Annotated in this window: 11 protein-coding genes and 1 riboswitch; of the genes, 8 read left to right on the top strand and 3 right to left on the bottom strand. The window is 47.0% G+C overall.

Features of this window, described 5'->3' with window-relative positions:
- Window positions 1-431: 431 nt before the first annotated feature.
- Both DYH48_RS05705 and DYH48_RS05700 read left to right on the top strand, forming a co-directional pair.
- Entirely contained in the window at window positions 432-2,537 is a 2,106-nt protein-coding gene (locus DYH48_RS05705; protein ID WP_115334262.1) for a multiheme c-type cytochrome, read from the top strand.
- Window positions 2,538-2,741: 204 nt separating this feature from the next.
- A complete protein-coding gene (locus DYH48_RS05700) occupies window positions 2,742-4,892 on the top strand; it encodes a M3 family metallopeptidase (RefSeq protein ID WP_115334261.1) in 2,151 nt (716 codons plus the stop codon).
- Window positions 4,893-5,052: 160 nt separating this feature from the next.
- Here DYH48_RS05700 and DYH48_RS05695 read toward each other — a convergent pair whose 3' ends face one another.
- The 3 genes from DYH48_RS05695 to DYH48_RS05685 form a co-directional block, all read right to left on the bottom strand.
- A complete protein-coding gene (locus DYH48_RS05695) occupies window positions 5,053-6,621 on the bottom strand; it encodes a Na+/H+ antiporter NhaC family protein (RefSeq protein WP_063884897.1) in 1,569 nt (522 codons plus the stop codon).
- 79 nt (window positions 6,622-6,700) lie between these two features.
- A riboswitch (Lysine riboswitch) is annotated at window positions 6,701-6,897 on the bottom strand.
- Window positions 6,898-6,992: 95 nt separating this feature from the next.
- The gene (locus tag DYH48_RS05690) at window positions 6,993-7,919 is read right to left on the bottom strand and encodes an electron transfer flavoprotein subunit alpha/FixB family protein (protein WP_115334260.1); all 927 of its coding nucleotides are present in this window, start codon (window positions 7,917-7,919) and stop codon (window positions 6,993-6,995) included.
- On the bottom strand, window positions 7,920-8,669 hold the full coding sequence (locus tag DYH48_RS05685; protein ID WP_115334259.1) for an electron transfer flavoprotein subunit beta/FixA family protein: 750 nt from the start codon (window positions 8,667-8,669) through the stop codon (window positions 7,920-7,922).
- A gap of 310 nt (window positions 8,670-8,979) precedes the next feature.
- Here DYH48_RS05685 and DYH48_RS05680 point away from each other — a divergent pair, with 310 nt between their 5' ends.
- The 6 genes from DYH48_RS05680 (at window position 8,980) to DYH48_RS05655 (ending at window position 16,031) form a co-directional block, all read left to right on the top strand.
- Window positions 8,980-9,372 carry an H-NS histone family protein gene (locus tag DYH48_RS05680; protein ID WP_006082339.1) on the top strand — a complete coding sequence of 131 codons (393 nt, stop codon included), beginning with the start codon at window positions 8,980-8,982 and terminating at the stop codon, window positions 9,370-9,372.
- 215 nt (window positions 9,373-9,587) lie between these two features.
- Window positions 9,588-12,677, top strand: a complete 3,090-nt coding sequence (locus DYH48_RS05675) for an amidohydrolase family protein (RefSeq protein WP_115334258.1) — start codon at window positions 9,588-9,590, stop codon at window positions 12,675-12,677.
- Window positions 12,677-14,023 carry an amidohydrolase family protein gene (locus DYH48_RS05670; protein ID WP_115334257.1) on the top strand — a complete coding sequence of 449 codons (1,347 nt, stop codon included), beginning with the start codon at window positions 12,677-12,679 and terminating at the stop codon, window positions 14,021-14,023. The genes DYH48_RS05675 and DYH48_RS05670 overlap by 1 nt, the downstream gene beginning before the upstream one ends.
- A gap of 78 nt (window positions 14,024-14,101) precedes the next feature.
- The gene (gene rcsF, locus DYH48_RS05665) at window positions 14,102-14,482 is read left to right on the top strand and encodes an Rcs stress response system protein RcsF (protein WP_006082342.1); all 381 of its coding nucleotides are present in this window, start codon (window positions 14,102-14,104) and stop codon (window positions 14,480-14,482) included.
- A gap of 169 nt (window positions 14,483-14,651) precedes the next feature.
- Window positions 14,652-15,386, top strand: a complete 735-nt coding sequence (tsaA, locus tag DYH48_RS05660) for a tRNA (N6-threonylcarbamoyladenosine(37)-N6)-methyltransferase TrmO (RefSeq protein WP_115334256.1) — start codon at window positions 14,652-14,654, stop codon at window positions 15,384-15,386.
- Window positions 15,387-16,031, top strand: a complete 645-nt coding sequence (locus DYH48_RS05655) for an acyltransferase (protein ID WP_115334255.1) — start codon at window positions 15,387-15,389, stop codon at window positions 16,029-16,031. It abuts the gene before it with no gap.
- The last annotated feature ends 123 nt before the right edge of the window (window positions 16,032-16,154 follow it).

The following is a 16,154-nucleotide window of genomic DNA, read 5'->3' as shown; positions in this document are numbered from 1 at the left end:
TATCATGAAATTCTGCATCGGCGCCGACTTATACAGCGTTTTACTCCCCCATCGTCGAGTTAAACATCTCTAGCCCACTTTATTTAATGCTCTCCACGATAAAAACCATCACCAGCAGCCAAATGATTAAATTTTGTTAACTTAACCTTAATTTAACCTTAAATACTGTTTTATAAGGAAATAGTGAACAAAGCTAAATTTCAAAAGTGAGATCTACCTCCAAAGTATTAGGTGTTAATGGGGTTGCGCTCAAAAAACAAACATAACGTTAACAGTAGTATTTCATTCGAGACAAAACGTGCTCAATTTAAAAAAAGAAAGTATTCGATAGCTTGCAAATTAAAGCTAACGGTCAAAGCACTAATCTACCCTGCAAACTTTAGTGCTCCACTCCGTCCTTTATGCGCATATTGGATCAAATGGAGATAATGATGAGAATTTTCACCTCTAGAAAACTGGCATACTTAGTGGCTTTAGCACTAACTGGTGCCCTTGTTGGTTGTGGCGATGATGGCAAAGATGGTGTCGATGGCGCACCAGGAACGCCCGGTATTCCGGGAACCCCAGGTACGCCTGGCACACCCGGGGAACCCGGAACACCGCCCCCAGTTACTAGCTCAACGCTGACGAACGTCAAAGTGATCAACTACAGCTTTGGCGAAGGCAGTATCAGTTACGAATTTGAAATTACCGATGAAAATAATAATCTAATCAACGGGCTGCAAAACGCAGAGGCTAAAGTCGCGGCGTTAACCGATAAAGGTTTCATCAATAACCGTACCGAAAGTGATCTTAATGGCGTTGCAGACAATGTGCATATTGGTGGCGCGGCAACTCAAGCGACAGAAGGCGCCACACTGACCTCTTTAGGCGACGGTCACTACACTTTTGTGGCCCCAATGTTAGGGGTAAACCCGAGCACTGAAGGTATTGTGTGGTTACGCGTTGGCGGCAATAGCGCAACAGGTATCGCACGTTCAGCCCCCTTAGTTGTCAATAAACCCGAAGGCACTCATTCCACCACAACCGATAGTTGCTATTCGTGTCACGTCGATTACGCAACCAGTCCTCGCCGCCATGCAAGCTATGTTGCAACCGGTATGGACGGTGAAGTCACTTTCGTAGAAGGCTGCTTAGCATGTCACGGCTCAGTGAGTCGCGGCGCTGTCAATGCGGAAGGTTTCTCTGTGGGTGGCTATGCAACTAACACCCTGTCTAAGATTGGCCATGTTAATCACCAAGATTTTACTAAAGACTTTTCAGTACAAAACTGTACATCTTGTCACGTTGAAGCTCCAACTAACATCAACGTAGCAGGACCCGGTTGTATCGATTGCCATGATAGCGGTGGTGTGCCAGGTGTCATCATCCCAAGTAATGGTGCCGATGTCCGTACTATGCATGAAGGTAAGTCAGGTATTACTGAACGCCAAGCCATTCGCGCTAAGTACAAAGTGACATTAGCGGCCCCAGTTAAAGTCGATGATATATCAACGAAAACAGATCACTATGCGCCAACAGGTGCTGCAGCCGCAGTCGCCGCCCCAGGCTGGTGTACAACACTTACTGTAAAGGATGTTGATGGCAATATCTTTAGTATCAAAGATAACTTCAACTACTCAGATCCGCTGGTGTTTGATGCCAAGAAACCGCTGGTCTATGCCAGTGCCTATCTGCACGCCTATGACAATGGCAGTTTAGTGGGCCGCCCAGGTAACCGTACTAACTATTACTATGGTTACAACACCGACGGCACTAAGAATATCTGTCACTTACTGACGGATATCAGCGCAGTGAATGCTAACTATGTTTACTCTGCCCGCGTGACATTCAGTACCGCAGGTTGGATGGAATATGATGGCAATCAACGTTATCAAAGTAATGGCAGCCTAAGAGCGACAGGTTATGACGGCTCTATGGGCGTATCCTTTACCGCCTACTCAGACGTCGTTAACCCAGTCACGACTCAAAAAGTCTCTGGCTTCGAACGTCGTGAGATAGTGAGCGCTAACAGCTGTACTACTTGTCATAACGATGCCACCGCGTTCCACAAAAATGGGGCCTTCGATGACGGCGGTAATGGCTGTATTGCTTGCCATGACAACGGCATGGCACGGACATCAGCCGCCTTAGGCGCAGGTTTTGGTCCAATGGTTCACAGCTGGCACTGGGGTAATGGCGCTAAAGTCGGTGAAATGAAAGCGGATGGAACTCAAGCGAATGCGGCTAACGGTGCAGGGGCGATCAATCCTGTCACCAGTTGTGTTGCCTGCCATGATAAAGCGATTGATTTAGATAAAATTCCAAATCAATACATTTTAGAACCCGGCAGCAAGATGACTAGCCCTGTTTCTGCAAACTGCTATGCCTGCCATACGATTGATTCTGCGAAAGCGCACATGGTGAGCAACGGTGGTGAGATCAGCGTTCCTAGCGTGGTAGATTGGTTTAAACAACCAACGACTGAATCCTGTGCAGTATGTCATAACACAGGTAGAAGCTCTGGTATTGATAAATACCACAAGTTTACTCGCTAATTAATCATTTCATCATCGCATGATTAAATAGTCAGTAATAAAGCGGTACCGATTTTCCCTGCAAGGAAATCGCCAAAGGAGTCTCATCAACACGGGACTCCTTTTTATTTAGATACAGCCCCATAACAAGCCATTTTCAGTCCCATTTAAGTTACTAACGTTACAGTCCTAAAAAAACAACAATTCAAAGGAAGTCACTCAATTATGCGTAAACGTTTTATTGCCATCGCCATCGGCGCCACGCTCACCGCCGGATTTATGGCAAGTTGTAGCAACACAGAAAGCAAAGCTCCTAACGCCATGTCGGTACAAGTCCAAAACCCCTTGTTTCAAGTCAGTAGCCTGCAATATCAAGCGCCCGACTTTAGCCTCATCAAGAATGAGCATTTTACGCCTGCCCTAGAGCAAGGCATGGCCGAGCACTATCAAGAAATCCTCGCGATTGCGAATAATCCCGCAGCGGCCAGTTTTGATAACACCATTGTGGCTATGGAAAAAAGCGGTGCCCTGCTCAGCCGCGCATCGAGTGTGTTTTATAATCTAGCGGGTTCGAACAGCAATCCAGAGCTGCGAAAAATTCAAGGTGAAATGGCGCCAAAAATGGCGGCGCACTCGGACAACATCAACTTAAACCCAGCGCTATTTGCCCGTATCGAAGCCATTTATAACGACCGCGCTAATCTAGGTTTAACCCCAGAAGCCGTGCGTTTGGTTGAGGTCTATCACCAACGCTTTATCATGGCTGGCGCTAAGCTGACCGATGAGCAGAAAGTGAAGATCCGTGCTCTTAACGAAGAACAATCGACACTGACTAACGAATTTTCCCAGCGTTTACTGCGCCTAACTAAAGAAATCGCCGTTATCGTGGAATCAAAGAATGAGCTTGCGGGATTAACTGACAGCGAAATCACTTCAGCCGCAAACGATGCTAAAGCTGCAGGTCACGATGGCAAGTATCTGATCAATATCACCAACACCACTCGTCAGCCCGTATTGGCGTCACTGGAAAACCGTGAACTGCGCCAACGGATTTGGGAAGCCTCGGCTAACCGTGGCTTAAGTGGTGAAAACGAAACGGCGTCGCTGGTATCTCGTTTAGCACAACTGCGCGCTGAGCGCGCCACGCTATTAGGTTATGAAAACTGGGCGAGTTATCGCCTAGCGCCGCAAATGGCCAAAACGCCAGAAGCGGTTTACAGCATGTTTGGCTCTATGGTGCCAGCCGTAGTCGCAAATACAGAGAAAGAAGCGGCCGATATTCAAGCCATGATCGACAAGACTGGCGGCAAATTTGAACTGGCGCCATGGGACTGGGAATTCTACGCCGAGAAAGTCCGCCAAGAAAAATACGCCCTTGATGGTAATAGCATTCGCCCATACTTTGAGTTTAACCGCGTCCTCGAAGATGGCGTGTTCTACACACTCAAAGAACTCTATGGCGTCACCCTAAAACCTCGCCCAGATTTACCGGTTTATCATCCCGATGTGAAAGCCTACGAAATGTTTGATGCCGATGGCTCAAGCATGGCCATTTTCTACGCCGACTATTTTGCCCGTGAAGGTAAACGTGGCGGCGCTTGGATGAGTTCGTTTGTAGGCCAATCCTTCCTTGAAGGTACTAAACCTGTGGTCGTCAACGTAATGAACATTAAGAAGGCGCCAGAGGGACAACCGACCTTCGTCAGCTATAACGAAGTCACCACCATGTTCCATGAAATGGGCCACGGCACCCACGGCATGTTCTCCAAAGTGACATATCCAAGTCTGGCGGGCACTTCGGTTTCCCGCGACTTTGTCGAATTCCCATCAACCTTCGAAGAGGATTGGGCGGCCCATCCAAAAGTGTTGGCCAACTACGCGAAACACTATGAAACCGGCAAACCCATTCCCGACGAATTGCTGCAAAAACTGCTGAAATCTGGCAGCTTTAACCAAGGATTCGACACACTGGAATACATGGCCGCCGCATTAGTGGATATGGAGTGGCATTCATTAAGCCCAGATGCACCACTGCAAGATGTGGCCACCTTTGAAGCCAATGCCCTGAAAAAGCACGGCTTAAACATCAGCGCCGTGCCGCCACGCTATAAATCGACCTACTTTGCCCACGCCTTCCCCGGTGGTTACTCGGCAAGTTATTACGCTTATATGTGGAGTGAGATTTTAGCGGCGGATGCCTTTGCCTATGTGCAAACCCAAGGCGGCCTCAATCGTGAAATCGGCATGAAGTACCGCAAAACAATCAGAGAAGTGGGTAATAGCATAGCGCCAATGGAAGCCTACAAAAACTTCCGTGGACAAGAGCCAACGACACAAGGATTGCTTAAACGCCGCGGGCTAGACCAAACACTTTAAGCTACAAAAAACCTAAGCAACAGGCACTTTAAATTCAATGTTGATAGCCTTAATGCGATTAGGTTAAAGATAGAGATAGAGATAGAGCGTTAACCAAAAAAATCAGCCAGCATAATGCTGGCTGATTTATTTGTAGCAGTGGAAAGGCTTCAATTAAGGTTTAGCTAATTGCGCCTTTAGATTTGATTTTTAGCACTATGATGCTAACCACAAACACCACACTACAGGCCACTAAACCTGCGACGACTGACTCAGTAAATCCAAGTACGACATAACCCGTTAAGCTAATAAACGCCGCAATCAATGCATACGGTAGCTGAGTGACCACATGGTCGATATGGTGACAACTCGCGCCCGTAGACGACAAAATCGTGGTATCGGAAATCGGTGAACAGTGATCGCCAAATACCGCGCCCGCCAGCACAGAAGCAAGCATAGGTAACATCATGCCAGTGTGACTTCCCATCGCCATATCCGCAGCAATCGGCAACATGATACCGAACGTGCCCCAGCTAGTACCGGTTGAGAACGCAGTAATACCCGCTAAAACAAACATGAGCGCTGGCAAAAAGGCGAACGGAATATTGCCCGTCGCGAGACTCGCCATAAACTTGCCGGTTTCGAGCTGGCCAATCACGCCTGCGATAGTCCAAGCAAATAACAGGATATAAATCGCTGGCAGCATAGAGCGAGCGCCCTGCACTATGCCTTTGACTATCATTGATTTCTCAACGCCTTGGACTAAATTCAATATCAGCGAAATCGCTAAACCGATTAATGCACCAAAGAAAAGGGATGAACTGACATCGGTTTTCTCAAACGCTGAAATAATATTAAATTCAATCCCTTCAGCGGCAAGTACTTGAGCGCCACTATTGATCATAAAATACAGGGTCGCAAATACCAACACAGTAATCGGCAGGAATAAACCTAAGATCTTACCGGTTTCGGCTTCAGGTAAATCCGCATTGGCTCCAGGCGGTAATCCCTTTGACTCATCGTATAAATTACCACGTTGGGCATTGAGTTCATGCTCGCGCATTGGCCCAACATCTAATCCCATAAAGACAACGAAAAGTAATAATAACAAGGAGAAGATTGCGTAGAAGTTCATTGGGATCATTTGAATAAAAATACTCAAATGGCCCGTATCAGCAAAACCATGGGCCGTTAATATTCCACCAATAAGTGCAATAATATACGCGCCCCAACTTGATACTGGAGAAATAACGCACACAGGTGCCGCAGTCGAATCTAATAAATAAGCTAACTTAGCACGGGAAATATAATAACGGTCGGTAACAGGTCTAGCGACCGAACCTACGACTAAGCTATTGAAATAGTCGTCAATAAAAACCACACACCCTAAAAACATGGTTAATAATTTAGCGTCACGTTTATTACGTATATGTAAACGAGCCCAATCGGCAAAAGCCCGCGCGCTGCCACTGACAGTAATTAACGCTGTGATCATTCCCAGTACAATTAAGAAACCGAGAATATATAAGTTCCACGAATTAAGGCCTTCGCCCGTCCAAAAAAGTCCTTTAACACCATTAAATACAAATTCACCCGTCGCTACAGGTGAAAATTGATTGAGCAATAAAGCACCAATTAAAATACCTAACCCCAAAGAAAGCAGTACACGGCGAGTTAAGATCGCCAACACAATAGCCACCGCAGGCGGCAGCAAGGAAAGTGCCGAATCGGCATAATTCATAACAGTCATTGATTATTATCTTCGTTAAATACGAATGGAGGGCGACTGAACTGGTGGGGAAAGGCAATAGATACCCAAGGTCACCTGTCCTATCAGTAGCGCTCCATAGTAACTATTTCCGATATCCGTATCGGAAAATACTATGGCAGTGTTGCACCTATTAGGTACAACCCCAGCAGTTGATCGTGATAAATCGAACCACTTCGGCACCAAATCCTTTCGCAATCGATCAACGGAATCACCCTACTGATCACTACTAATATTTGGCGCGCCTCTACTTCTAAGAACGCCCGTACGCGGGCGTGAGGCACATAAAAACATAAGCGGCTTAGCAGATGCCACCGCAAAGCCACTTAATGTGACCTAGATCACAGTTTAAATCAATCGAGACTTGTGATCAGCTCAGGAACCGCCTCAAATAAGTCCGCAACTAAGCCATAATCGGCAACTTGGAAAATAGGCGCTTCAGGATCTTTGTTAATAGCAACGATTACTTTCGCGTCTTTCATGCCCGCTAAATGTTGAATCGCGCCAGAAATTCCCACAGCAATATATAAGTTAGGCGCAACGATTTTACCGGTTTGACCCACTTGTAAATCGTTAGGCACGAAGCCAGCATCAACTGCCGCGCGTGATGCGCCAACCGCAGCACCGAGCTTGTCAGCAAGCTGCTCTAACATGCCGAAGTTTTCACCACTGCCCATACCACGGCCGCCAGAAACAATAATGCCAGCATTACCTAACTCTGGACGGGCTGATACCGTCAAAGATTGAGAAACAAACTGAGTTCTCGCTTCAAACACTTTATCGAGTGTCGTCACAGCCGCGCTGTTACCTTCTGGCGCAGCATCAAACGCACTGGCGCGTACTGTCATCACTTTGATGGCATCATGGCTTTGCACTGTCGCTAAGGCGTTACCCGCATACACAGGGCGCACAAAAGTGTCCGCACTGACGACGGTAATGACTTCAGAGATTTGCGCAACATCTAATAATGCTGCCACACGCGGAAGCGTGTCCTTACCTAAGCTCGAAGCAGAAGCCAGAATGTGGCCATAGTTTGGCGCTAAGTCCACCAGCAATTTGGCAAAATTTTCCGCTAAATGCGCTTCATACACGCTGGCATCGGCAACGAGCACTTGGCTAACGCCTTGTAGTGCTTGCGCAGCTTGGACAACCGCGCCACATTGGTGACCCGCAACCAGTACATGCACTTCATCGCCAATGGCGCGGGCGGCAGTGACGATTTTTGCCGTATCGAGTTTCAGTGCGGCATTATCATGTTCAGCTAATACTAAAATGGCCATTTAGATCACCTTCGCTTCATTTTTTAACTTTTCAACTAGCTCAACAACCGACGCTACCATGATGCCTGCTTTACGCTCTGCTGGCGGAGTGACCTTCACAACCGTTTGGTGACTCTTTAACGTCACGCCCAAGTCAGCCACTGTAAAGACTTCTAATGGCTTACGCTTAGCTTTCATAATGTTAGGCAGTGAAGCATAACGAGGTTCGTTCAAACGTAGATCGGCAGTCACGACTGCAGGTAGCGCCATAAGTAAGGTTTGCATACCACCGTCAACTTCGCGAGCGACTTGCACAGATTGACCTTCCAATTTGATTTCAGAAGCAAAGGTCGCCTGTGGCATATCCATCAGCGCTGCGAACATTTGGCCGGTTTGATTGTTATCGCCATCGATAGATTGCTTACCAAAAATCACCAGTTCAGCTTGTTCTTTGTCTTGTACCGCTTTGAGCAATTTGGCGATAGATACTGGCACCAGTTCTTCTTCAGTATCGATATGAATCGCACGGTCTGCGCCTAATGCGAGCGCGGTACGTAATTGTTCTTGCACGGCTTTATTACCAATACTGACAACAACCACTTCAGTAGCGCTACCCGCTTCTTTTAAACGAACCGCTTCTTCTACTGCGATTTCACAAAAAGGGTTCAACGCCATTTTTAGGTTTGCAGTGTCAACACTTGTATTGTCAGCTTTGACCCTGACCTTCACATTGGCATCAACAACGCGCTTAACGGGCACCAATACTTTCATAGGGTTTCCTTCCTACACTTTCATGTACATGGACAAAACATTGGTTAATACCAATGCAGGATAGAGCAACTTTACGTCCTGTTAACGTTAACGTCAACCAAAGTCAAACGCCTGTTTGCATTTTTTAATCCGCGCAACGGCTACTTTTTTGGACACTTATTTGAGTAAATAAGAAAAGTTCAAAATATAAATAATATTTAATTTACTTAAAACGCATAATTTTATTTGATTCGAGCTATATTAGTTTCTATCATTTAGGTGTTGTTCACCATTATCCTGTATTAAAAATTAGAGTGGGACGAAAATAGATATGAGCGAATTTTTAGAGATATTAACTCACGGCCGTCGTTTTAAAGCAGCAGTTAAAGAACTTAGCGTTGAAGAGTTACGTGATTTAGCCGACAAATTAGATAAAATTTTAGTAGAACGCGAGTCTATGGCTGAGGAAGAAGAACAAGCCATGGCAGCTCGTAATGCTAAGATTGAAGAAATCCGTCAACAAATGGAAGCCGTTGGTTTATCAATTGATGACTTAGGTGGCGTAGCTGTTAAAGCAACCGCGAAAAAACGCGCTCCTCGTCCAGCTAAATACCAAATCGAAGTTGACGGTGAAATGGTTCAGTGGACTGGCCAAGGCCGTATGCCAACCGTATTTAAGAACGAGATCAACAAAGGTCGTTCTATGGAAGATTTCTTAATCTAATCCAATTCGGTGTGGCGGTTCGAGTAACCAACACCCATTTGCATAAAAGCTCGCATTCATTGCGGGCTTTTTTATATCCATTATTGGCTGCAATCTAAAACGACAAGCGTAAATCCCACACCTCATCCCTGCTCAAATTGCGTTACAATTCAACCTTAGTATTTACATCTGCTTTCAGTTACTCTTTATTCACCCTCACTCGATTGAATAAAATAATGCAGATAAACAATAAGATAATTATAAGCTGCAGCATAATCGCTAGCTTAGTCTCACAGACCACATATGCCCAAATCAATACAGGGACAACCTCCAATAAACTCACGGCTTTTACCCATGCTGAATTAATCATTGCGCCGGGTAAGCGTTTAAGTGATGCCACTTTATTGGTTGAAAATAATCGAATTAAAGCCATTATTGAGCACGGTGACATTCCCGCTGGCGCATTTAAAATCGATTTGAGTGGTTATACTATTTACCCTGGATTTATCGATCCTTTCACCGATTATGGGATTGAGTTCGAATATCCAAAACTTGGGCTCACTCGCCCTGTCTATGATATTAAACGTATCGGCGGCAATGCAGACAATGGCGCAATTCATTCTGAAAAAGAATGGTTTAATTACGTTTATCCCAATAAAGAACGCGCGAAAGAGTGGATCAATAATGGTTTTACGAGTGTGCAAAGTAGCAAACTCGACGGAATCTTCCGAGGGACGGGTGTTAGCCTGTCATTAGCAGACAAAACCGCCAACGAAGTGATTTATCGTGCCCGCAGTCAACCTTTTATGGCATTTGATAAAGGCTCATCTGAACAAGATTATCCGTCATCATTAATGGGCAGTATTGCGCTTATTAGACAAACCTTTGCCGACGCCAATTGGTATAACCAAAATAAAAACAAACAAGGCAATGGCGCAATAAACAATCAAGTCGAATTTAATATCGCATTTGAACGCTTAGATAATTTAGCCGATAAGCAAATTATCTTTGAAACCAGAAATCTCAACGATCAATTGCGCGCCGCCCATTTACTCAAAGAACATAAACTGTCAGCCAATCTACTCGGTAATGGTCAAGAATACTCGCGCATCAATGAGTTAAAGGCGCTGAACTACCCGTTAATCTTGCCTTTAAACTATCCGCAGGCGCCTGATGTCGGGACAGATGATGCCGATCGCGAAGTGTCACTGGCGGATTTAAGACAGTGGGAACGTGCGCCAACCAATCCAGCAGAAGTTGCCAAAGCGGGTATTCCCTTCGCGCTAACGCAGTTTGGTATTAAGACCGATGCTTTTTGGCCGCGCCTGCGCCAAGCCATTACTCAAGGTTTAACTGAAGAGCAAGCCTTAGCCGCACTGACCACCCAAGCCGCCGAGATGACGGGCACCGCCGATTTTACCGGCAAACTAGCACCCGGTTACATGGCAGACTTTGTAGTCACTAAGGGCAATATTTTTAAAGAGGGCCAGATCTACAGTGTTTGGTTGCAAGGTCAGCAGCAAAGTCTTCGCTCACTGCCCCAAGCAAGATTACTGGGCGATTATCAATTAAGCCTCAATAACCTCACGCTGGATTTATCGCTGCAAGATGTGAGTAAAGGGGATAAACCCAAAATCCAAGGCAGCTTAAGCAGTGGCGAACAAAGCATCGCGCTCACTCAACTTAAGTTAGATGACGACGGTCGATTAAGCTTTACTGCCGATTTGAGCGCCGCAGGTATTAATGGCCTTAGCCGCTTTACGCTGTGGATGGCCGATGACGGTATTCAGGGCCGCATGGTCGACGCTAAGAGTCGCACCACAAATGTTGCCGGTATTGCGATAGCGCAAACTGCAGCGGTTAATAGTGCTGACCAAGAAAGCAATCAAGCGACCAAGGAGGAAGCCAACACGAGTCTAGTGAGTCACCTCACCTTCCCTAACGTCGCTTATGGACTGAGCGAAGCGCCTAAGGTCGAGAAGCTGCACATCAAAAATGCCACCCTGTGGACCTCGGATAAGCAAGGCATTCTCGAACATGCAGATCTCTTGATGGCCAATGGCCGCATCGAAAAAATTGGCCAGCAACTCAGTACGCCTTCTGGTTATCAAGTCCTAGATGCAACAGGTAAACATCTTACTGCGGGCATTATTGATGAACACTCGCATATCGCCATTAATGGTGGCACCAACGAAGGCACGGATGCCGTAACCTCTGAGGTGCGGATTGGTGATGTGATTAATCCCGACGATATTTCACTGTATCGCGCCTTAGCGGGCGGCGTCACCAGCGCACAAATTCTGCACGGCAGCGCCAATCCTATTGGCGGCCAATCGCAACTGATCAAAATGAAATGGGGCGAAACGGCCGAGCAACTTAAATTTGCTAACGCGCCCGCCAGTATCAAGTTCGCGCTTGGTGAAAACGTTAAGCAGAGCAACTGGGGAGAGAAATTTGTACAACGCTTCCCGCAAACGCGTATGGGAGTCAAAGCGTTATTTGAAGAAACCTTCGATGCCGCCATCGCCTATGAGAATGCGTTAAAAGCCTATGATGACCTGCGCTCCAGCGATAAGAAAAAAACCGTCGCACCGCGCCCAAGTTATCGCCTGCAGGCGGTGGCCGAAGTATTAAATCAGCAACGTGATGTGCACATTCATTCTTACGTGCAGTCAGAAATTCTGATGTTTATCCGTCTTGCCGAGGCCTATCACTTTAAAGTGCAAACCTTTACCCATGTGCTCGAAGGTTACAAAGTGGCGAGTGAACTGGCCGCCCATGGCGCTGGCGCATCGACCTTTGCCGATTGGTGGGCCTATAAGTTTGAGGTGTACGACGCAATTCCACAAAACGCGTGTTTGATGCAAAACAAAGGCGTGACCACCAGCATAAACTCAGACGACTATGAAATGCAGCGCAGACTCAACCAAGAAGCGGCTAAATCTATGATGTATTGCAATATGTCGAAGGAAGATGCTTGGAACATGGTCACCATCAATCCAGCCAAGCAATTAAGAGTCGATGAATTTGTTGGTTCACTCACCCCAGGCAAAATGGCCGATATCGTGCTGTGGAACGCAGAGCCATTGTCGATTTACGCCAAAGTGACGCAGGCATGGGTTGAAGGAAAACGCTATTTTGACCGCGATCAAGACCAAGTCGCCCAGCAAGCAGTAGTCAACGAGCGCGCCGCACTTATCCAAAAAATTCTCAGCAGTGATGATCAAGCCAAAGCGGGTGAAAAAGTCACGCCACTTAACGAGCCACAGTGGCACTGCGACACCCACTATCAGGCATGGGGCCACACTCATGGGGGAGCCAAATAATGCAACATTCATCTAAACACGTTTTGTTTGCGGCGCTACTGGGCGCGATTTGCACCACGCTGACCCCAGCGATAGCAAGCGATATCGTGCCAACACCTAAACAAAGCCGCAGCGTACTGATAAAAAACGCCACAGTGCACACAGTCAGTCAAGGCGTGCTCAGCAACACTGATGTCTTGATTGAAAATGGCAAGATCACGGCCGTTGGGCCTCAACTGACCAGCCAAATCAACAGTGCAACCGCAAAAACCAATGACACTCAAGTCGTCGATGCCAGCGGTAAACATTTGTATCCGGGCTTAATCGCCCTAGACACCAGCTTAGGTTTGGTCGAAATTGAAATGAGCCGCCCCACGGTTGATAACGCCGAGGTGGGTTATATCAACCCGCAGATCAGCACAGCCACGGCTTACAATCCAGATTCTGAGCTCATCCCGACCATACGTTTCAACGGTATTACCCACGCGCAAATCGTCCCGAGCGGCGATGGTATTGCTGGGCAATCGGTACTGGTGAATCTTGATGCGTGGACGATTGAGGATGCGCTGACCCTCAGTGCTGGGCAGTTCCATGTCTATTGGCCGCAAATCAAACGCATGCCTGAAGATGAAAAAGAGAAAGCCAAGGCTATCGAGAAAAATCAGCAGGCGATCGACCAGCTCAATATCGCCTTTGAAGATGGCTATCGCTATTTCTTAAGTGATAAAGCCAAGGGCAAAGATAACAACAAGGATGAAGATCCACAGTCCGCGACCAACAACCTTCGCTGGCAGGCCATGTTGCCGCTATACCAAGGTAAAGCGACACTGTTTGCCCATGCCGACAGTGTTGGTCAAATTGAGCAAGTGATTGCCTTGACGAAAAAATACCAATTCAAATTGGTGATTGTCGGCGGATACGATGCATGGCGATTGGCCTCAAGCCTGAGGGAAGTTAAGGCGGGGGTCATTTACCCACATACTTTGAGTCTGCCCAAGCGTAAAGATGAACCGGTGGATTTGCCCTTTAAAATCCCCTCCTTGCTCGCTAATGCAGGAATTCCCTTTGCCCTTGGGTTCTCATCGGACTGGAACAGCCGTAACTTACCCTATGCAGCAGGTTATAGCGCCGCCTATGGTTTAACGCCTGAGCAAGCGCTTAAGTCCATCACCTTAGATGCAGCAAAACTGTTAGGTGTCGAGGATTTAGGGGCGATTGCCGTGGGATACCAAGGCAGTGTTGTACTGTCCGAGGGGGACATTCTCGACCCTATGACCAATAAGATAGAGGCTATCTGGATTGAAGGACGGCAGATAGATCTGAATAATCGCCATCAGCAGCTTTATCAAAAGTACCTTAAGCGGTAGAATTTACTCAGATAATAATATCGCATCGGCGCAGCCTACCAAGGCTGCGCAGTTTTCCCCTCAATCTCAGGTCAAACCATGAAAATTATCCTCTCAAGTGCATTAGTGCTACTGCTCAGTGCCTGTGCAAGCGACTACAGTTTTAACAGTAATTTGGACGGTGAGGCGATCAATGACTATTTCAAGGCATCCGATGTCACCCTCTATGAAGGCGATACCTTGCCAAAAGGTCATTACGAATTAAAAGGTTTGGTCCAAGGGGAATCCTGTCAGGCCGATGTCAACAGCGTACCTGCGTCATTAGCCGATGCAAGAACCGAAGCCCGCCGTAATGCTGCGGATAAAGGCGCTAACGGTATTATCATCAAACAATGTGTGATGTTAGATGAAGCCGCCCAAGGTTGTATCAGCCGCGCCCTGTGTGTCGGCCAAGCAGTTAAAACGGCTACCGCAGAGTAAATCCCACGCTGAGCAAACAAACTGCTCGCGATTCGATGATCTGAGATTGCCCGTATCAACCGCTTAATGGCTAACGCTGCATAATTAGCGCTCAAAGATGGGCCTTATGATGAGCTTAGAATGATGAGCTTAGGCGGTTGTTATATTTATCTTTTTAGGTAATTTTTGCATGACATTTACCAACCAAATTGTCGCAGTAGCGACATGCCGCACGCCGTATAAACAAAAGTTTGGTATTCCAAGACAACCCGGACTCGTTGAGGCACGCGGCTATGTCGAACTTGAACCCCATGTAAATCATATCGATGCGGTGCGTGGCATAGAGCAATATTCCCATCTCTGGTTGCTATTTTGCTTCCATGAAAATCTTGCCCAAGGTTGGAAAACCACAGTCAGGCCGCCGCGATTAGGCGGCAATGAAAAACTCGGCGTATTCGCCACTCGCTCCACTTTTCGCCCTAATGGCATAGGTCAGTCAGTGGTGAAACTGCACGGCGTTGTACAACGCAAAGGCAAAGTGTGTCTCGAGATTTCCGGTATGGATCTGGTCGATGGCACGCCGATTATTGATATTAAGCCTTACATTCCTTTCTCGGATTCGATTACCGATGCTGTGGGCGGCATTGCTCAAGACGCCCCTAAACTGATTTCAGTGGTGTATTCCGATAATGCCGAGGCACAAATTGAGCGTTATGCCCAGCAGGAAACCAACACAGATTTAGCCGTACTTATCCGCGGAGTCTTGGGGCAAGATCCGCGCCCCGCCTATAAAAAAGCCAAGGACGATCCTAAGCTTTATCAAGTCGCCCTCTATGATTTAGATGTGTTCTGGCAAATGGCGGTCGATAATAATGACCAAGAATACATCTTGGTACTGGAACTCAAACCGGGGAAATGTGGCTAAATGCCTACGCCAACGCCTAGATCAGAGCCGGCATCTTTGCCTGATTATCAAAGCCAGCATAAAAAGCGTCTCTCTTGGATGCCGTGGCTGTATTTTTCTTTAAAAGAGAAACATTTAGTCTGGGCAAAACCTTGGCAGGATGAGATCCAAGCAAAGCTTTGTGCCCTCGAAACAGTCAACATCGGCGAGCACTGTTTTATTGCACCCGAAGCGCAGTTATTCGCCGAACCCAATCGTGATATCCGCATGGGTAATCGCTGCATGATCGCCGCCGACTGTTTTTTACACGGGCCCATCACGCTAGGGGATGAAGTGGCGATTAATCATGGTTGCTCCTTCGATGGTGGCAGGGTCGGTATTCAGATTGGCAGCCAGACCCGCATCGCTAATAATGTCACTATTTATGCCTTCAACCATGGCATGGCGCCAGATACGCCCATCTATCAACAAGCTGCCAACTCCAAAGGCATTGTTATAGGTAAAGATGTGTGGATTGGCGCTCAGGCCGGCATAGTCGATGGTGTGACAATTGGCGATCACGCTGTGGTGGGTATGGGTAGCATAGTAACTAAAGATGTGCCCGACTGGGCGATAGTGGCTGGCAACCCTGCCAAAGTGATTGGCGATAGGCGGGATAAAAGCTAAATCGGCTGGTACAAATCGCCGATAAAATCGCTTTCCTTTGCCTCAGTAATCTTCTCAAAAATGCTATTTGTCTCCCAGCTAGTTGAATTTAACCTAAATACGTAGGTGACATCATCAAAGCAG

The organism is Shewanella baltica (genome assembly GCF_900456975.1).
Lineage (GTDB): Bacteria > Pseudomonadota > Gammaproteobacteria > Enterobacterales > Shewanellaceae > Shewanella > Shewanella baltica.
Note: the sequence above shows the minus strand (reverse complement) of the source record. Positions and strands in the feature narration are given on the sequence as shown.